We start from the raw sequence: 17,082 nt of genomic DNA on the forward strand, positions 1-17,082 counted from the left end.
GTACAGCGATCGGGGCGGCCGGGATGTTCCGCGCGCTGGGCCGTCCGGATGGCGTCCGGCATGTGACCCAGGTCTCGTCGGGGCCGTGCAGCAGACGGGGGCGCGCTCACGTCGAGGAGGGGTGACAGGAAGGGAGGAGCGTGTGGAGACGGACTTCCAGGATTTCGTGGCCGCTCGGTCGACCGCGTTGTTCCGGGGCGCACTGGTCCTCACGGGAAACCGTGAGGCGGCGGAGGACCTGGTCCAGGAGACCCTGGAGAAGGCCTGCCGCAAGTGGCGCGTCATCGCGGCGAAGGACGCTCCGGACGCCTACGTCCGGCGGATCATGGTGAACCTGGCCAACGACCGCTGGCGGCGATTCCGCCGACTGACCACGACTCACCACGCCGAAGGCGGCGACACCGTCGCTCCGGGGGACGAGTACGGGCAGGTCGACAGCAGGGACCAGTTGGTGCGCGCGTTGCAGCAACTGCCCATGCGGATGCGGACAGTGGTGGTGCTGCGATACTTCGACGACCTCTCGGACAGCGAGATAGCGGCCGACCTCGGCATCACGCCGAGCACGGTCCGCTCCCAGCTGGCCCGCGGCATCGAGAAGCTCCGAAGTCAGTTCCCCGCACTCTCCGGCCCTTCACCGCGGCGGCACACGGAAGGAATCCGATGACCTCGTACGGCGATGCACGGTCTTCCGGCCGCACACCTTTCGAAGAGGAACTGACGAACGCCATGAACCGATTCGCGAACTCCGCCGAGACCCCCGACTTCGACGCGCCGCAGATCCTGCGCCGCACCCGTCGCCGTCGGACCATCGGCATCGCCGCCGTCGCCGCCGCCCTCATCGTGGTGGGCGGCGGGACGGCCCTGGCCACCTCGGTCGCGAGCGACAGCTCGACCCCGGCGGCGGCCGGCACGGACGCCGAGAACGACGACGCCACCACCCTGCTGTACCTCTTCAGCGACGGTACGACCACGCGGCTCCCCCTCGCGGGCCTCAGCCTGGACATGGCCAAGCCGGTGCTCGAAAAGACGCAGACGAAGCTCGGCACCGTCACCAAGAAGGCCGTCGAGGGCTGCAAGCCGACCTCGGTGCTCGAGGTGACCCCGCACGCCCCGAAGACCGTCAAGCCGGGCGACACGGTCGACTTCACCATCTGCGCCGGCTGACCGCGCCCCGATCCGACGACGACGCCCGCCCCTGCGTCAATCAGGGGCGGGCGTCCGTCACAGGATCACACGCGTCACACCAGACCCGGGCCCCGCACCGGAATCGACGTGAACGTCGGCGCGGGCGCCGGGTCCTGGAAGAAGTCGTTGCCCTTGTCGTCGACGACGACGAAGGCCGGGAAGTCCTCGACCTCGATCTTCCAGACGGCCTCCATGCCGAGCTCCTCGTACTCGACGACCTCGACCTTCTTGATGCAGTCCTGGGCGAGCCGGGCGGCCGGGCCGCCGATGGAGCCGAGGTAGAAGCCGCCGTGGGTGCCGCACGCGTCCGTGACCTGCTTGCTGCGGTTGCCCTTGGCGAGCATGACCTTGGAGCCGCCGGCGGCCTGGAACTGCTCGACGTAGGAGTCCATGCGGCCGGCCGTCGTCGGGCCGAAGGAGCCGGACGCGTAGCCCTCGGGGGTCTTGGCCGGGCCCGCGTAGTACACCGGGTGGTCCTTCAGGTACTGCGGCATCTCCTCGCCCGCGTCGAGACGTTCCTTGATCTTGGCGTGCGCGATGTCGCGGGCCACGACCAGCGGGCCGGTGAGGGACAGCCGGGTCTTGACCGGGTACTTGGTCAGCTCGGCGAGGATGTCGTCCATGGGCTGGTTGAGGTCGATGCGGACCACGTCCGACTCGTCGAGGTGCTCGTCCGTGGTCTCCGGCAGGAAGCGCGCCGGGTCGGTCTCGAGCTGCTCCAGGAAGACGCCCTCGGCGGTGATCTTCGCGACGGCCTGCCGGTCGGCGGAGCAGGAGACGGCGATGGCGACCGGGCACGAGGCGCCGTGCCGGGGGAGGCGCACGACGCGTACGTCGTGGCAGAAGTACTTGCCGCCGAACTGCGCGCCGATGCCGATCTTCTGGGTCAGCTCGAAGACCTTCTCCTCGAGCTCCTTGTCCCGGAAGCCGTGCCCGAGCGGCGAACCCTCGGCCGGGATCTCGTCCAGGTAGTGCGCGGAGGCGTACTTCGCGGTCTTCAGCGCGTACTCGGCCGACGTGCCGCCGACGACGATCGCCAGGTGGTACGGCGGGCAGGCGGCCGTACCGAGCGAACGGATCTTCTCCTCCAGGAACTTCATCATGGAGGCCTCGTTCAGGACGGCCTTCGTCTCCTGGTAGAGGAAGCTCTTGTTGGCCGAGCCGCCGCCCTTGGCCATGAACAGGAACTTGTACGCGCCGCCGTCGGCGGCGTACAGCTCGATCTGGGCCGGGAGGTTGGAGCCGGTGTTCTTCTCGTCCCACATGGTCAGCGGGGCCATCTGCGAGTAGCGCAGATTGAGGTTCAGGTAGGCGTCGTAGATGCCGCGGCTCAGGGCCGCCTCGTCGCCGCCCTCGGTGAGCACGTTCTGTCCGCGCTTGCCCATCACGATCGCCGTGCCGGTGTCCTGGCACATGGGGAGCACGCCAGCGGCCGCGATGTTCGCGTTCTTCAGCAGGTCCAGCGCGACGAACTTGTCGTTGCCGGAGGCCTCCGGGTCGTCGATGATGCGGCGCAGCTGCGCGAGGTGGGCCGGGCGCAGGTAGTGCTGGATGTCGTGGATGGCCTCCTCGGCGAGCTTGCGCAGCGCCTCCGGCTCCACCTTGAGGAACGTCCGCCCGTCGGCCTCGAAGGTGGAGACACCCTCGGCGGTCACCAGCCGGTAGGGGGTGGTGTCCTCTCCCATGGGAAGCAGATCGGTGTACGCGAACTCAGGCATCTCGCCCATTCCTCACTCGACAGACAGCGGGCCCGCCTCCATCGGCGGGCGCTCACCAGCGTAGGACCTGCCGCCGCCGACGAGCTTGTGAGGTAAGGCTCAGTTCGGCGGCGCCCGTTCCGGGCTGGGGCTATCGCGATCTATCGTGTTTCGGTACGCTGCTTCTCGTGGACTTTCACAAGCAGACCGCCGCCCCCGCGCCGGCCGCGGAGTTGCGTGCCTCGGACGCCGACCGTGACCGTATCGCCGACATGCTCCGCGAGGCTCTCGCGGAGGGCCGGCTGACCGCCGACGAGCACGCGGAGCGTGTCGAGGGCGTACTGGCCGCCAAGACGGTCGGCGAGCTGGAGGTCTTCGTCCGGGACCTGCCCGCCGCGCACGAGCGACGCGCAGCCCCCTCCTCCGCCCCCAGCCGGCCCACCGCGGGAGCGATCCCCGCCGACCCCGACGACAACGTGGTCGCGATCTTCAGCAGCGCCGTCCGCAGGGGCCGCTGGCGCGCGGGCCGCCGCATCCACGCCTACGCGGTCTTCGGCACCGTCGAGATCGACCTCACCGAGGCGCTCTTCGAGTACCAGCAGGTCGTGATCAAGGCGATCTCGGTCTTCGGCAACGTCGAGGTCCGCGTCCCGGAGAACGTCTCGCTGCGCGGCACCGGCGGCGCGGTGCTGGGCAACTTCGAGGTGTACGCGCTCGATTCGCCCCAGCCCGACGCCCCGGTGGTCTACGTCGACGGCTGGGCGGTGCTGGGCAACATCGAGGGCCGGCCGAAGCGGGGCAAGCTCGTCGCGGACATTCTCGACCGGGTTCAGCACAAGGTCGACAGGGGTTTGCGCAAGCACCTGAACCGTTGACGGTCGTGAAGTTCGCCGCGAGGCGGCGGCGAGGCAGTGGCGGGGGCGTCGCGAGGTGGCGGCGGGGTCGTCGCGAGGCGCTGCGGGCACGGCGGTCGGGAACTCAGTGCATAGGCGCGCGCACAGCGGGTAGGCCTTGCTGCATCGTCTCTCGCTCGCGAAGCCGTCGTCAGGAGTAGACCCGTGCTGCAACCGCCGCATCCGCCCGTGCAGGTCGCCGCTGTTCCGGCCCAGCGGGTACCAGCGCGCGACAGGGATCAGGACGCCCCCTGGCATACCGAGGCGGTGTGCCGGCGCGACGAGGCAGGCCTGTTCTTCGCCCCCTCCAAGGAGCCCACGGCCGCCCGGCTCTCCCGCGAGGAAGCCGCGAAGCGGGTCTGCGCCCGCTGTCCCGTCATGGTGGAGTGCCGCGAACACGCGCTTCTCCAACCCGAGCCCTACGGCGTCTGGGGCGGCCTGACCGCCGCCGAACGCCGGGTGGCCCTCGCCCGGCGCCGCCGCCGCGACGTGGAACTGAAGAAGGCGGCACAGTCGGCGGGCCGCATAGCGGCGGCGGGCTGAGCGGCGGGCCGAGATCCTCGGGGCACGCGAAAGGGGCACCCCCACCGCACCGGGGGTGCCCCTCTCACGCACTGCGGGGGCCGTTCGGCCCGATCGGACCACCGGGCTGCTCGGCCCGATCGGGCTACGGGGCTACTTGGCCCGGTCGAAGTCGACCGCGCTGTAGGCCCGCAGCTTGCTCAGCCGGTGCTCGGAGTCGATCCGCCGGACCGTCCCGGACTTCGACCGCATCACGATCGAGTCGGTGGTCGCGGTCTCCGACCGGTACCTGACCCCCCGCAGCAGTTCGCCGTCGGTGATGCCGGTGGCCACGAAGAACACGTTCTCGCCGGTCACCAGGTCCTCGGTGGTCAGGACGCGGTCGAGGTCGTGACCGGCGTCGAGTGCCCGCTGCCGCTCCTCGGCGTCCTTGGGCCACAGCTTGCCCTGGATGACACCGCCCAGGCACTTCACGGCACAGGCCGAGATGATGCCCTCGGGGGTGCCGCCGATGCCGAGCAGCAGGTCGACGCCGGTGCCCTCGCGCAGGGCCAGGATCGAGCCGGCGACATCACCGTCGGAGATCAGTTTGATGCGCGCCCCGGTCTCCCGGATCTCCTCGATGATGCCCTCGTGCCGCGGGCGGTCCAGGATGACGACGGTGACGTCCTCGGGCATGGCCCGCTTGGCCTTGGCGACCCGCCGGATGTTCACGGCCACGGGCGCGTCGATGTCGACGAAGTCGGCGGCCTCGGGGCCGGTGACCAGCTTGTCCATGTAGAACACGGCGGACGGGTCGAACATCGCGCCCCGCTCGGTGGCCGCGAGGACGGCGATCGCGTTCGGCATGCCCTTGGCCGTCAGCGTGGTGCCGTCGATCGGGTCGACCGCGATGTCGACCTCGGGCCCGGTCCCGTCACCGACGCGCTCGCCGTTGAAGAGCATCGGGGCTTCGTCCTTCTCGCCCTCGCCGATGACGACCACGCCGTTCATCGACACGGTGGAGACGAGGGTCCGCATGGCGCGCACCGCGGCTCCGTCGGCGCCGTTCTTGTCACCGCGCCCCACCCAGCGGCCCGCGGCCATGGCGGCGGCTTCGGTCACCCGGACGAGTTCCAGGGCGAGGTTGCGGTCGGGGGCCTCGGAGGGGACATCGAGTTCGGACGGCAAATGATGATGCTCGGTCATCGGAGCGCACCTTTCTGATACGACGACGGCCGGATGAGGGTTCGATCCCGACTCTATCGTCAGTCCGACAAAATGAGCAGGGGACCCCACGGATGAGCGCATCGGGCACCTGCGACGATAGGGGCGTGGCAGGTTCGAACGGCAAGCAGAAGACAGCCCGCGACATGATTCTCTCCCTCGGGGTGATCATGATCGCGGCGTGGGTCATATACCTCTTCGTCCCGCACGACGATCGCCCTCGCGAGGTCCAGCAGGTCGACTACCGCGTCGAGCTCCTCACGGCGCGTCGCGCGGCGACGTACCCGGTGGCCGCGCCCGAGGGCCTGTCCGACGACTGGAAGGCGACCTCGGTGCGGTTCCAGGGTGACGACTTCGACGCATGGCACCTCGGTTTCCACGCTCCCGACGGGGAGTACGTGGCGATCGAGCAGTCCACTCAGCAGCGCTCGGAGTTCGTCGAGGAGGCCAGCCAGGGCTCGAAGGCGACCAAGGTCACCGAGCAGATCGGCGGCCGCACCTGGACCCGCTACACCGGCGGCCGCTACGACGCGCTCGTTCTCCAGGGCGAGACGGGCTCCACCACCGTGGTGGCGGGCACGGGGTCCTTCGAGCAGCTGTCGGCGATGGCCGGCGCGCTGAAGCTGGCGTGAGCGCCCTCCGACCCGCGACCAGCCCTGCGACAAGCCCCGCGGGGTGACGTGCGAGGTGACGTGCGAAGAGGCCCCCGGCGTGCTCGGCGGGGGCCTCTTCGCATGTCACCGGTCTCAGACGGTGGTGACGACCTCGTCGTACGCCAGGCGCGGGGAGCGCGGGTAGGAGGCGCCCTCGCCCGGCTTGCCGATGTTGACGACCATCAGCGGGGTGTGGTCGTCGTCCAGGAACTCCTTGCGGACGCCCTCGAGGTCCACGCCGGTCATCGGGCCGGCGGCCAGGCCGGCGGCGCGGACACCGATGATGAAGTACGCGGCCTGGAGGGCGGCGTTCAGCGCGGCGGCGCCCTCGCGGGCCGGACGCTCGCTGAAGAACAGCTCCTTGGCCTGCGGGAAGGCCGGGAACAGGGTCGGCAGCTCCTGGTGGAACTCGTTGTCCGCGGAGAGGATCGCGACCAGCGGGGCGGTGGCGGTCTTGGGCTGGTTGCCCTCGGCCATGTGCTGCACCAGGCGCTCGCGGGCCTCGGCGGAGCGGACCAGGGTGATGCGCAGCGGGGTCTGGTTGAACGCCGTCGGCCCGTACTTGACCAGGTCGTAGATCGCCTGGACCTGCTCGTCGGTCACCGGCTCGTCGGTGAAGGTGTTCGCGGTGTGGGCCTCGCGGAACAGCAGGTCCTGGGCGGTGGGGTCGAGAACGAGAGACATGCGGGAACTTCCTCGGTGGTGGCGTCCGGATCCCGTACCGGACCGCGGTCCGGATAGGCTGACGGCACTGAGAGTACGCAAGGAAGGTTCAAGGTTCAACAAAAGTCGGAGCGAGGTGACCCGCTTCACAGGTTTCTTGCCGCACGGGCCGCTGCGAGGGGGACGCCGGGCGACGCCTCACGGGCCCGCTGCACAGGCCCGCTGCACGGGGCCGATTCACGGGCGCCCGCTGCGCAGGCCCGCCTCGCCGGCCCGCGGCACAGGGCCACTGCACACGCCCGACGCACCGCAGCCCCCCAGCCGAGAGTGCCTCCGCTCACTCCCCCTCTTCCGCCTCGCCCTCCTCGGCCAGCGCCGCGTCCAGCCGCGCCCGGGCGCCCTCCAGCCAGCGCCGGCACACCTTGGCCAGCTCCTCACCGCGCTCCCAGAGGGCGAGGGACTCCTCCAGCGTCGTACCCCCCGCCTCCAGACGCCGTACGACCTCGATCAGCTCGTCGCGGGCCTGCTCGTATCCGAGCGCCTCGTCCGTCTTGCTCGTCATGCACCCAATCCCGGTGGTCGTTGTGGTCGTTGTGGACGTTGGTGCCTAGTTGTCGACGTCGTCGACCCGGACGGTGAACTCGCCCTCGGCGACCCGCGCGCGCAGTGTCTCGGCGGCCGTCAGCTCGGCCGGATCCCGGACCACGTGCCCGTCGGCCTTCTGGAGTACCGCGTACCCCCGCTTCAGCGTCGCGGCCGGTGAGAGTGCCACCACGCGCGCGTGCGTGTGGGTCAGCTCGGAGTCGGCGCGGTCCAGGAGGTGCCCGAGCGTGCGCCGCGAACGGTCGACGAGCGAGGAGACGTGATCGGCCCGCTCGTCGATCATCCGGTGCGGATCCTGTATCACCGGCCGCGCGAGGGCGTGGGCGAGCCCGCGCTCCTCCCGCTCCAGGAACGCCTGCGCGCACCGCCGCGCGCGCCCGCGCAGCATCCGCACCCGCTCCAGTTCCTCGCCGACGTCCGGTACGACCTTCTTCGCGGCGTCGGTCGGCGTCGAGGCGCGCAGGTCGGCCACATGGTCGAGGAGCGGGTTGTCCGGCTCGTGCCCGATCGCCGAGACGACCGGCGTACGGCAGGCCGCGACCGCCCTGACCAGCTGCTCGTCGGAGAACGGCAGCAGATCCTCCACGCTGCCACCGCCGCGCGCGACGATGATCACGTCCACCTCGTCCAGGCCGTCCAGCTCCTTCACCGCCTGGACGACCTGCGTCACCGCGTGCACGCCCTGGACGGCGACGTTGCGCACCTCGAAGCGGACGGCGGGCCAGCGGTGCCGGGCGTTCTCGAGGACGTCCCGCTCGGCGGCGGAGGCCCGTCCGCACACCAGCCCGATGAGCTGCGGCAGGAAGGGCAGCGGCTTCTTCCGGGCGGGGGCGAAGAGGCCCTCTGCGGCCAGGGACTTCTTCAGCTGCTCCAGCCGCGCCAGCAGCTCACCGACCCCCACCGGCCTTATCTCGACGGCCCGCAGCGACAGCTGGCCGCGCGGCGCGTACCACTCCGGCTTCGCGTGGACGACGACCCGCGCGCCCTCCCCGACGACGTCCGCGACCGCGTCGAAGACCTGCCGGTAGCAGGTCACGCTCACCGAGATGTCGTGCGACGGGTCCCGCAGCGTCAGAAACACCACGCCGGCACCCGGGCGTCGCGACAACTGGGTGATCTGCCCCTCGACCCACACCGCGCCGAGCCGGTCGATCCAGCTTCCGATGAGCCGCGAGACCTCGCCGACGGGCAGCGGGGCGTCCGCGGACGTGTTCACAGCCATGCGCCCGAGCGTATCGGCCGCCACCGACAATCCGGGGGTCCCGCCCCCTGGGCGCGAGGCAGCAGGGCGGGGCCGGGAAAAGGGCAGGCTGAGCGGCGGCGCACCTTTAGGCGGCCACCCCCGGCCTCCCGCGCTGCGCGAACAGCACGACCGCCCCCACCGCCAGCCAGATCAGGCCCACCAGCTGCGCCGTGCCCGACGCCTCGACGATCACCGCGATCGTGATCGCCGCACCCGCCACCGGCATCAGCACATGCCGCCACCACACCACCGGGCCACCCGCCCGCCGCACCGCGAACCACCCCACCACGCTCGCGTGCAGCAAGGTGAAGGCCGTCAGCGCGCCGATGTCGACCACCGACACCAGGTGGTCCATCCCGTCGTCGCGGCGCGCCGCCCACACCGCCGCGACCATCGTGACGACGGCCGAACACAGCAGCGCGACCCGCGGCACGCCCCCGTCCGTCCGGGCCAGCACCCGCGGCAGCCGCCGCTCACGTCCCATGGCGAACAGCAGCCGGCCGGCCGCCGCCTGTCCGGCCAGGGCGGCGAACGCGGCCCCGATCGCCTTGCTGCCCGCCACCAGATCGTGCAGCCAGGTACCGACGGACACGTCCACGGCGTCATAGAACGCCGACCCCTGCCGGCCGGCATCGGCGGCCAGCTCGGCGGACGACACCGGCTCCAGCAGCGCCACCAGGTACGTCTGCGTCACGAACAGCACGCCGGCCAGCGCCAGGCAGAACAACAGGGCCCGCGCGACCTTCTCCGAGCCCCCGGTGACCTCCTCCGCGAAGCTCGCGATCGCGTCGAAGCCCAGATAGGACAGGACGGCCACCGACACCGCGCCGATCACCGCGGACAGCGCGAACGCCCCCTGCGAGCCGTCTCCGCTCAACGGCGACAGCCAGCCGCGCTCCGCACCGTCGCGCGCGAGGACCACCACGGCGGACACCACGAAGACGACCAGGACGACGATCTCCAGCGCCAGCACCAGGAAGCCCACGCGGGCCGCCGCCCGCACGCCCCACAGGTTGAGGAGGGTGGTGATCACGACCGCGAGAGCCGTCCACACCCACCGGGAGACCTCCGGGACCAGCGCGTTCATCGCGATGCCGGAGAACAGGTACGCCACGGCCGGGATGAGGACGTAGTCCAGCAGCGCCATCCAGCCGGCCACGAACCCCGCCCTCTCCCCGAGCGCCACGCGCGCGTAGGCGAACACCGAGCCCGCCTGGGGGACCACCCGCACCATCTGCGCGTAACTGAAGGCGGTGAAGGCCATGGCGACCGTCGCCACGACGTAGACCAGCGCCACCGCTCCGTGCGACTTCGCGTCCAGCGTGCCGAAGATGCCGACCGGCGCCATGGGCGCGATGAACAGCAGCCCGTAGACGACCAGGTCGCGGAAGCGCAGGCTCCGCCGCAGGCGTCCGGGTTCCTCCCGGGCCGGACGGTCCTGGGTGCCGGTGTCGGCGGTGTCGGACATCGGTGCCTCCGCGCGTCGGGTCCTGGCCACCCCCCGTCGGCTCATCGCCGGTCTGCCCAGTCTCCCCAAAGCGGTGATCTCCGACCCCTCGGGCGCGGCCTTACGATGGGACGCATGACTGCTTCGCCTGGCCGCCGCCGTGTCCTGCTCGCCGCCCCCCGGGGCTACTGCGCGGGCGTCGACCGTGCCGTGATCGCCGTCGAGAAGGCCCTGGAGCAGTACGGGGCGCCGGTCTACGTCCGGCACGAGATCGTCCACAACAAGTACGTCGTGCAGACCCTGGAACGGAAGGGCGCCGTCTTCGTCGAGCGGACGGAGGAGGTCCCGCCGGGCAACATCGTCATGTTCTCCGCGCACGGTGTCGCCCCCGTCGTCCACGAGGAGGCCGCGCGCGGGCGACTGGCCACCATCGACGCCACCTGTCCCCTGGTCACCAAGGTTCACAAGGAAGCCGTCCGCTTCGCCAACGAGGACTACGACATCCTCCTGATCGGGCACGAGGGCCACGAGGAGGTCATCGGCACCTCCGGCGAGGCCCCCGAGCACATCCAGCTCGTCGACGGCCCCGAGGACGTCGCCAAGGTGGAGGTCCGTGATCCGTCGAAGATCGTGTGGCTCTCCCAGACCACCCTCTCGGTCGACGAGACCATGGAGACGGTCGACGCCCTCAAGGAGAAGTTCCCGCAGCTCATCTCCCCGCCCAGCGACGACATCTGCTACGCCACGCAGAACCGTCAGCTCGCGGTGAAGCAGATGGGCGCGGAGGCGGAGCTGGTGATCGTGGTCGGCTCCCGCAACTCCTCCAACTCCAAGCGGCTCGTCGAGGTCGCCAAGCTCGCCGGCTCCCGTGAGGCCTACCTGGTCGACTTCGCGAGCGAGATCGACGAGGCGTGGCTGGAGGGCGTGACCACGGTGGGCGTCACCTCCGGCGCCTCCGTCCCCGAGGTCCTCGTCGAGGAGGTCCTGGCCTGGCTCACCGAGCGTGGCTACGGGGACGTCGAGCTCGTCAAGGCGGCCGAGGAGCACATCACCTTCTCGCTGCCCAAGGAGCTCCGCCGTGACCTGCGCGAGGAGGCGGCGGCCCTGGCGGCCCAGCGGGGCGGCAGCGGTGCGGCGTCCGAGGCCGCGCCCGACGCGGTGTCCGGTCCGGCGGACAGCTGACCGACACCTCGACCGAGTGAGTGACTGTCATTCGACCGTCGTAACGTAGGGCCATGCAGATCTTCGGCGTGGACATCGGCGGTTCCGGGATCAAGGGTGCCCCGGTGGATTTGGACAGGGGCGACCTGGCTCAGGAGCGCCACAAAGTGCTCACCCCGCACCCGGCCACGCCCGAGGGCGTGGCCGACGGTGTGCGGCAGGTCGTCGAGCACTTCGAGTGGACGGGACCGGTGGGCCTGACCTTCCCGGGCGTGGTCACCGGCGGCTCCACGATCCGTACGGCGGCCAACGTCGACAAGAGCTGGATCGACACGGACGCGCGTGCCCTCTTCAGCGAGCGGCTGGGCGGTCTGCCGGTGACGGTGGTCAACGACGCGGACGCGGCGGGCGTCGCGGAGGTGTCCTTCGGCGCCGGCCGCGACCGCAGCGGCACGGTGATCCTGCTGACGTTCGGCACGGGCATCGGCAGCGCCCTCTTCGTCGACGGCGTCCTCGTCCCCAACACCGAGCTCGGCCACCTGGAGCTGCACGGGCACGACGCCGAGAAGCGCGCCTCCAGCAAGGCCAGGGAGGACGGCGAGCTGACCTGGGAGCACTGGGCCCGCCGGGTCACGAAGTACCTCGCCCACGTCGAGATGCTCTTCTCGCCCGAACTGTTCATCATCGGCGGCGGTGTCAGCCGCAAGGCCGACAAGTTCCTGCACCTCATCGAAGGCATCCGGGCGGAGATCGTCCCGGCCGAACTGCAGAACAACGCGGGCATCGTGGGAGCGGCGATGCGGGCGGCGAAGGGGAACTAGCCCCAGACCGTCCGACCGACCTCCCGCCTGACCACCCGACGGCTGGGCCCGACCGCCCGGCCCGACCGCCGGGTTGGCCCGACCGCCCGGCGGCGGCGCTCGGGTGCTGCCTGGTGACCTGCCGGCGGCGGCGGCAGGCGGCCGGCCGCCCGCCCGGTAGCCGCCCGACCACCCGCCGCGGTAGCCACCAGAGCCAGGCGCCCGGCGGCCGACGGTGGCGCTGCTCGGGGGCGGTGCCGGGTGGCCTGTCGTCGGCGACGGCAGGCCGCGGCTAGCGGCGGTTCGCGTTCTGTCGGCGGTTCGCTGCCCGGCGCAGTCCGCGCGCCAGGACGGCGGCTCCCGCCACGAGCGTTCCGGCGTACAGCCAGCCGACCTGTGTGGCCAGCGCCGTCACCAGACTCATCAGCCGCGCCCCGACGCCGTTCCCGCCCTCGGACACGGGCAGCAGTCCCACGGCGAAGGCGATCGGCACGACGACCGGCGCGGACAGCAGGTCGCCCCCGCGCACCCACAGGGCGGTCAGCAGGCACACCGGCAGGAACAGCACGCTGTACACCGTCAGTGAGGCACCGAACAGCAGCTGGTCCAGGCAGCCGATGCCGAACATCAGCACCCCGCTGAACAGCCCGCCGCCGAGCCCGGTGAGCCGGGGGTTCGGCATCCGGCGCCCCGTCCGCTCCGCCCGCTCCGTCCGCGCCGTCCGTTCCAGGGGCGGCGCGGGCCGTCGCCCGGCGGGGGCGGGACGGGGACCGCCGGAACGTGCGGCGCCGGCCCTGCCGGGGCCACCCGCCGGGCGCGGCTGCTTGCGGCCCGGCTCCCGACCGGCCTCCCGGCCTGCCTGAGGCGGCAGGGGTGGCAGGGGTGGCGGGTCGCGGCGGGTGCCTTGGGCCGGGGGGCGCGTCCTGTGTTGCTCCACCGGACCAACTTAGGTCGGTTTATGTGCCGAATCGGGTGTCGGACACGCCGTGGGGCGGAGCTTGGCCAAGCGTTCGACAGGTCCGCCGGGGCGGCGCCGGGCACGCCGTAAACTGGGGGACCGGTCAGCTCTCTGGCCCCTGGCCCTCTCACTCCGGGAACTGGCCTTCCGGCCCTCTCACCACGGGAAGTCGCAACGTGTCGCTCACGATCGGAATCGTCGGTCTGCCGAATGTCGGCAAGTCGACCCTGTTCAACGCCCTGACCAAGAACGACGTGCTGGCGGCCAACTACCCGTTCGCCACGATCGAGCCGAACGTCGGCGTGGTCGGCGTCCCGGACGCCCGCCTCACGAAGCTGGCCGAGATCTTCTCCTCGCAGCGGATCCTCCCGGCGACCGTCGACTTCGTCGACATCGCGGGCATCGTGCGCGGCGCGAGCGAGGGTGAGGGCCTGGGCAACAAGTTCCTGGCGAACATCCGCGAGTCCGACGCGATCTGCCAGGTCATCCGCGCCTTCAAGGACGAGAACGTCGTCCATGTCGACGGCAAGGTCTCGCCCAAGGACGACATCGAGACGATCAACACCGAGCTGATCCTCGCGGACCTCCAGACGATCGAGAAGGTCCTGCCGCGCCTCCAGAAGGAGTCGCGGATCAAGAAGGAGGTCGCGGCGAAGGTCGCGGCGGTCGAGGCGGCGCAGGCGATCCTGGAGAAGGGCGACACCCTCTTCTCCGCGGGCATCGTCCAGGGCTCCGGGCGCGAGGAGCTCCTGCACGACCTGCACCTGCTCACCACCAAGCCCTTCCTGTACGTCTTCAACGTCGACGAGGACGAGCTGGTCGACGAGGAGTTCAGGGCCGAGCAGAGCGCGCTGGTCGCCCCGGCCGAGGCGATCTTCCTCAACGCCAAGCTGGAGCAGGACCTCGCCGAGCTGGACGAGGAGGACGCGATGGAGCTGCTGGAGTCGGTCGGCGCCGAGGAGCCCGGACTCGCCACCCTCGCCCGCGTCGGCTTCAACACCCTGGGCCTCCAGACGTACCTCACGGCCGGCCCCAAGGAGTCCCGCGCCTGGACCATCAAGAAGGGCGCCACGGCGCCCGAGGCCGCCGGTGTCATCCACACCGACTTCCAGAAGGGCTTCATCAAGGCGGAGGTCATCTCCTTCGCCGACCTGGTGGAGACCGGCTCGGTCGCCGAGGCCCGAGCCAAGGGCAAGGCCCGCATGGAAGGCAAGGACTACGTCATGCAGGACGGCGACGTGGTGGAGTTCCGCTTCAACGTGTAGCCGTACGCATTGCTCCGCGCCGCGATTCGTCGGGCGGACAGGTCAGGAGGGGTCGGGCTCATGGAGCCCGGCCCCTCCTGCGTACCCGTACTGCTGCCTGCGTCGGTGCCGACCTGTCAGTCACGCCGGGGCGGAGTGAGCTTGTCGAGATTCAGGCTGATCTCGCAGGGCACGGGGCGCTCCAGGACGCCCCGGAAGATACCGGCGGGCGCGTAGGCGCCGGTCGGCTCGTCGCGTTCGTAGACGTGGACCACAGGGGCGCCGTCCTCGTCCTCGATGCACCAGTAGTGCGGGATTCCGGCTTCCGCGTACTTGCGGAGCTTCACGGTGCGATCGCGGTGGGCTGATTCGGGGGAGACCGCCTCGACGACGAGCTTCACGTCCTCTGGGCGTACCAGGTGCGGTCCAGGTCCTCCGCGAGCCAGCCTTCCTCGCGCGGCGGGCGCACCCAGTCGGGCAGTGCGGTCATGGGGCGACCCTAGCGAGCGCGGCCGTCACGAGGTGTGTCGTCCGGAGTGACCGCGTGCGACGGCATCCGGCCACCCTTCCGGGTTCAGGTCGGTGTGGTCGATCGAGGGGCGGCGACGAAGAGGTTCTCGCCACCGCGCCGAGTGCGGTCCGCGGTCCGCGGTTCGCGGGCGACCGGGACACCCGTCGGAGGCCGACGCGAGTGCCGGGCGGAAGTACGGGGCGGAAGTCGGGGCGGAAGTGCTGGTCAGAGGTGTGGGAAGGGTGCCGAGGCAGGTCGGGATCACCGGCTCTGCCGGCCTCCTCGGTGTGTCGGTCCGGGGCTCGATAGGGCAGGGATAGCCGCTTCGGTTCGGGCGGATAGCGGCGGGCGCAAGAGTGTTTCTCGTCAAGCCACCCCCCACCGGATCGTGAGGACCTGAAGATGACCGAAACCCAACTCCGCCCGGCGTCGGGGGAGGTGACGTCACCGGATGCCGCCGTGCTCAGCGCGGTCGTGAAGCGGTTCGCCGACGCCAAGGGCGAGGAGTTCACCGCTGTGGACGGGCTGGACCTGCGGATCCGGCGCGGCGAGGTCGTGGCGTTTCTCGGACCGAACGGCGCGGGCAAGACGACCACGATCGACATGCTCCTGGGCCTCACCCGGCCCGACTCGGGGCAGGTGGAGCTGTTCGGCGAGGCGGCGCAGCAGGCGGTGCGCGCCGGTCGCGTGGCCGCGGTCCTCCAGAGCGGCGGGCTGCTGCCCGACCTGACCGTCGAGGCCACCGTACGGATGCTCGGCTCGCTGCACCCCGGCGCCGACCCGGAGACCGTGATGAGCAGGGCCGGCGTCACCAGGCTGCGGGACCGCCGGGTCTCCGAGTGCTCCGGTGGTGAGCAGCAGCGGCTGCGGTTCGCGATCGCGCTGCTGTCGAACCCGGAGTTCCTGGTGCTGGACGAGCCGACGGCCGGGATGGACGTGGCGGCCCGCCGCGAGTTCTGGGCCACCGTCCGCGAGGACGCCCGGCACGGCATGACGGTCCTGTTCGCCACGCACTACATGGAGGAGGCCGACCAGTTCGCCGACCGGGTGGTGATGGTCGACCAGGGGCGGGTCGTCGCCGACGGGTCCGCCTCCTCGATCCGCACCCGTATCAGCGGCCGTACCGTCTCCGCGCTGATCAGCCCGCAGGACGCGGCCTCGGTGGCCGGCTCGCCGTCCGTGCGGTCCGTCGCGGTCCGCGGCGATCGCCACTACTTCGACTCCACCGACTCCGACGCCCTGCTGCGGCTGCTCGTCACTCGGACCTCCGCCACCGAGATCGAGGTCGCGCCCCGGAGCCTCGAGGAGGCCTTCATGGCCATCACGCATGCCGGCCGCACCGGCCAGGAGGGCCCGCGATGACCACCTTGACCGCGCCGCCCGCCCGCCCCCGCGCCTCGTCGTTCAGCGGAGTCAACCCCACCTTCGTCCGCTACGAGCTGGCCCGCCGCTTCAACCGTCAGACCACGATCTTCACCCTCCTCCTCCCGGCCGTCCTCTACCTCGCCCTGTTCCGTACCGCGCCGGCCCACGGCACGCTGCCGCACGGCAACTTCGCCGCCTGGATGATGATCGGCCTCGCCGTGTACGGGGCCGCGATGGCCGCCACCAGTTCCGCGGCCACCATCTCGGTCGAGAAGTCGGCCGGCTGGATGCGCACGATCGCGCTGAGCCCGCTCGCCCCGCCCGGATACCTGCTCGTCAAGGTCCTGTGCTCGGTGGTGATGGCCGCCGTGCCGGTGGCCATCGTCGGAGTGCTGGGCTTCGTCACCGGCGCGCACGCCGGCGCCGAGGTGTGGGTGACGTCCCTGGTCGTCGCCTGGCTCGGGGCCGCGGTCTTCGCGGCGCTCGGCATCTCGCTGGGCCTGGCCCTCAAGCCCGACGTCGTGATGCACATGCCGGGGCTGACGATGACCGCGCTGGCCTTCCTCGGCAACCTGTTCATCCCGCTGAGCGGCACCATGCTCGAGATCTCGCGGTACACGCCGATGTACGGCGTCTCCACCCTCGCCCGCTACGCCCTCACCGACGGCTACAGCTTCAGCGGCGAGCACTCCAGTCTGGCGGGCGCCGTCTTCAACATCGTCGCCTGGTTCGCGGGGTTCGGCTTCATGGCCGTCCGCCGGTTCGCGAAGAGCACCGGCCGCCAGTAGCTCAGCCCACCCGGCGCCATCCCGCCCCGCCTCTCTTCACCTCACCTCTCTTCACCTCACCGAATCCCATCCGCATCCCACCGCCCGCCGGCCCGAGCGCCGTGCAACGGGCTCAACACGAAAGGGGGATAGAACACATGTTC

17 protein-coding genes and 1 pseudogene are annotated in these 17,082 nt (G+C 71.1%); 10 read left to right on the forward strand and 8 right to left on the reverse strand.

Going from position 1 to position 17,082, the window contains the following annotated elements; translation table 11 throughout:
• The first annotated feature begins 142 nt into the window (after window positions 1-142).
• Both OG736_RS28170 and OG736_RS28175 read left to right on the forward strand, forming a co-directional pair.
• Entirely contained in the window at window positions 143-664 is a 522-nt protein-coding gene (locus OG736_RS28170; RefSeq protein WP_327184885.1) for a SigE family RNA polymerase sigma factor, read from the forward strand.
• A 62-nt stretch (window positions 665-726) separates the two neighbouring features.
• Window positions 727-1,164 carry a hypothetical protein gene (locus tag OG736_RS28175; RefSeq protein WP_327184886.1) on the forward strand — a complete coding sequence of 146 codons (438 nt, stop codon included), beginning with the start codon at window positions 727-729 and terminating at the stop codon, window positions 1,162-1,164.
• Window positions 1,165-1,238: 74 nt separating this feature from the next.
• Here the strand turns inward: OG736_RS28175 and OG736_RS28180 are convergent, their stop codons facing one another.
• Window positions 1,239-2,903, reverse strand: coding sequence for a fumarate hydratase (locus OG736_RS28180; protein WP_054243036.1), 1,665 nt, complete (start codon window positions 2,901-2,903; stop codon window positions 1,239-1,241).
• Between the two features lie 167 nt (window positions 2,904-3,070).
• Between OG736_RS28180 and OG736_RS28185 the strand changes: the two genes are divergently transcribed.
• Together OG736_RS28185 and OG736_RS28190 are read left to right on the forward strand one after the other, a co-directional pair.
• On the forward strand, window positions 3,071-3,757 hold the full coding sequence (locus OG736_RS28185) for a DUF1707 SHOCT-like domain-containing protein (protein WP_327184887.1): 687 nt from the start codon (window positions 3,071-3,073) through the stop codon (window positions 3,755-3,757).
• Window positions 3,758-3,940: 183 nt separating this feature from the next.
• A complete protein-coding gene (locus OG736_RS28190) occupies window positions 3,941-4,318 on the forward strand; it encodes a WhiB family transcriptional regulator (protein WP_327184888.1) in 378 nt (125 codons plus the stop codon).
• Window positions 4,319-4,450: 132 nt separating this feature from the next.
• Here the strand turns inward: OG736_RS28190 and glpX are convergent, their stop codons facing one another.
• Entirely contained in the window at window positions 4,451-5,485 is a 1,035-nt protein-coding gene (gene glpX, locus OG736_RS28195) for a class II fructose-bisphosphatase (RefSeq protein ID WP_327184889.1), read from the reverse strand.
• 125 nt (window positions 5,486-5,610) lie between these two features.
• On the opposite strand from glpX, the gene OG736_RS28200 reads away from it, so the two are divergent.
• A complete protein-coding gene (locus OG736_RS28200) occupies window positions 5,611-6,135 on the forward strand; it encodes a DUF4245 domain-containing protein (RefSeq protein WP_327184890.1) in 525 nt (174 codons plus the stop codon).
• A gap of 114 nt (window positions 6,136-6,249) precedes the next feature.
• On the opposite strand, the gene OG736_RS28205 is transcribed toward OG736_RS28200, so the two are convergent.
• From OG736_RS28205 to OG736_RS28220, 4 genes are all read right to left on the reverse strand, one after another.
• Window positions 6,250-6,840, reverse strand: a complete 591-nt coding sequence (locus tag OG736_RS28205) for a malonic semialdehyde reductase (RefSeq protein WP_327184891.1) — start codon at window positions 6,838-6,840, stop codon at window positions 6,250-6,252.
• Window positions 6,841-7,156: 316 nt separating this feature from the next.
• A complete protein-coding gene (locus OG736_RS28210; RefSeq protein ID WP_020128007.1) occupies window positions 7,157-7,381 on the reverse strand; it encodes an exodeoxyribonuclease VII small subunit in 225 nt (74 codons plus the stop codon).
• A gap of 45 nt (window positions 7,382-7,426) precedes the next feature.
• On the reverse strand, window positions 7,427-8,644 hold the full coding sequence (gene xseA / locus OG736_RS28215) for an exodeoxyribonuclease VII large subunit (RefSeq protein WP_327184892.1): 1,218 nt from the start codon (window positions 8,642-8,644) through the stop codon (window positions 7,427-7,429).
• A 106-nt stretch (window positions 8,645-8,750) separates the two neighbouring features.
• On the reverse strand, window positions 8,751-10,133 hold the full coding sequence (locus tag OG736_RS28220; RefSeq protein WP_327184893.1) for an APC family permease: 1,383 nt from the start codon (window positions 10,131-10,133) through the stop codon (window positions 8,751-8,753).
• A 114-nt stretch (window positions 10,134-10,247) separates the two neighbouring features.
• Here OG736_RS28220 and OG736_RS28225 point away from each other — a divergent pair, with 114 nt between their 5' ends.
• Together OG736_RS28225 and ppgK are read left to right on the forward strand one after the other, a co-directional pair.
• Entirely contained in the window at window positions 10,248-11,294 is a 1,047-nt protein-coding gene (locus OG736_RS28225) for a 4-hydroxy-3-methylbut-2-enyl diphosphate reductase (RefSeq protein WP_327184894.1), read from the forward strand.
• A gap of 53 nt (window positions 11,295-11,347) precedes the next feature.
• On the forward strand, window positions 11,348-12,094 hold the full coding sequence (gene ppgK, locus OG736_RS28230; protein ID WP_327184895.1) for a polyphosphate--glucose phosphotransferase: 747 nt from the start codon (window positions 11,348-11,350) through the stop codon (window positions 12,092-12,094).
• 271 nt (window positions 12,095-12,365) lie between these two features.
• Here ppgK and OG736_RS47330 read toward each other — a convergent pair whose 3' ends face one another.
• Window positions 12,366-12,755, reverse strand: coding sequence for a DUF6542 domain-containing protein (locus OG736_RS47330; RefSeq protein WP_442817085.1), 390 nt, complete (start codon window positions 12,753-12,755; stop codon window positions 12,366-12,368).
• 452 nt (window positions 12,756-13,207) lie between these two features.
• Here OG736_RS47330 and ychF point away from each other — a divergent pair, with 452 nt between their 5' ends.
• Entirely contained in the window at window positions 13,208-14,296 is a 1,089-nt protein-coding gene (gene ychF / locus OG736_RS28240; protein WP_020128001.1) for a redox-regulated ATPase YchF, read from the forward strand.
• Between the two features lie 116 nt (window positions 14,297-14,412).
• On the opposite strand, the pseudogene OG736_RS28245 reads toward ychF, so the two are convergent.
• Window positions 14,413-14,765, reverse strand: a pseudogene (locus OG736_RS28245) (Uma2 family endonuclease).
• A gap of 423 nt (window positions 14,766-15,188) precedes the next feature.
• Between OG736_RS28245 and OG736_RS28250 the strand changes: the two are divergent.
• Together OG736_RS28250 and OG736_RS28255 are read left to right on the forward strand one after the other, a co-directional pair.
• Entirely contained in the window at window positions 15,189-16,148 is a 960-nt protein-coding gene (locus OG736_RS28250) for an ABC transporter ATP-binding protein (protein WP_327184897.1), read from the forward strand.
• Window positions 16,145-16,939, forward strand: a complete 795-nt coding sequence (locus OG736_RS28255; RefSeq protein ID WP_327184898.1) for an ABC transporter permease — start codon at window positions 16,145-16,147, stop codon at window positions 16,937-16,939. Before OG736_RS28250 ends, OG736_RS28255 begins: the two co-directional genes overlap by 4 nt.
• Window positions 16,940-17,082 lie beyond the last annotated feature (143 nt).

The sequence above is a fragment of the Streptomyces sp. NBC_01334 genome (assembly GCF_035983595.1).
GTDB classification, from domain to species: domain Bacteria; phylum Actinomycetota; class Actinomycetes; order Streptomycetales; family Streptomycetaceae; genus Streptomyces; species Streptomyces coriariae.

Coding starts and splice junctions, on each gene's coding strand:
- OG736_RS28175 (WP_327184886.1), top strand. CDS start 727: ATGAACCGATTCGCGAACTCCGCCGAGACCCCCGACTTCGACGCGCCG.
- OG736_RS28180 (WP_054243036.1), bottom strand. CDS start 2,903: ATGCCTGAGTTCGCGTACACCGATCTGCTTCCCATGGGAGAGGACACC.
- glpX (WP_327184889.1), bottom strand. CDS start 5,485: ATGACCGAGCATCATCATTTGCCGTCCGAACTCGATGTCCCCTCCGAG.
- OG736_RS28205 (WP_327184891.1), bottom strand. CDS start 6,840: ATGTCTCTCGTTCTCGACCCCACCGCCCAGGACCTGCTGTTCCGCGAG.
- OG736_RS28210 (WP_020128007.1), bottom strand. CDS start 7,381: ATGACGAGCAAGACGGACGAGGCGCTCGGATACGAGCAGGCCCGCGAC.
- xseA (WP_327184892.1), bottom strand. CDS start 8,644: ATGGCTGTGAACACGTCCGCGGACGCCCCGCTGCCCGTCGGCGAGGTC.
- OG736_RS28220 (WP_327184893.1), bottom strand. CDS start 10,133: ATGTCCGACACCGCCGACACCGGCACCCAGGACCGTCCGGCCCGGGAG.
- OG736_RS28225 (WP_327184894.1), top strand. CDS start 10,248: ATGACTGCTTCGCCTGGCCGCCGCCGTGTCCTGCTCGCCGCCCCCCGG.
- ppgK (WP_327184895.1), top strand. CDS start 11,348: ATGCAGATCTTCGGCGTGGACATCGGCGGTTCCGGGATCAAGGGTGCC.
- OG736_RS47330 (WP_442817085.1), bottom strand. CDS start 12,755: ATGCCGAACCCCCGGCTCACCGGGCTCGGCGGCGGGCTGTTCAGCGGG.
- OG736_RS28250 (WP_327184897.1), top strand. CDS start 15,189: ATGACCGAAACCCAACTCCGCCCGGCGTCGGGGGAGGTGACGTCACCG.
- OG736_RS28255 (WP_327184898.1), top strand. CDS start 16,145: ATGACCACCTTGACCGCGCCGCCCGCCCGCCCCCGCGCCTCGTCGTTC.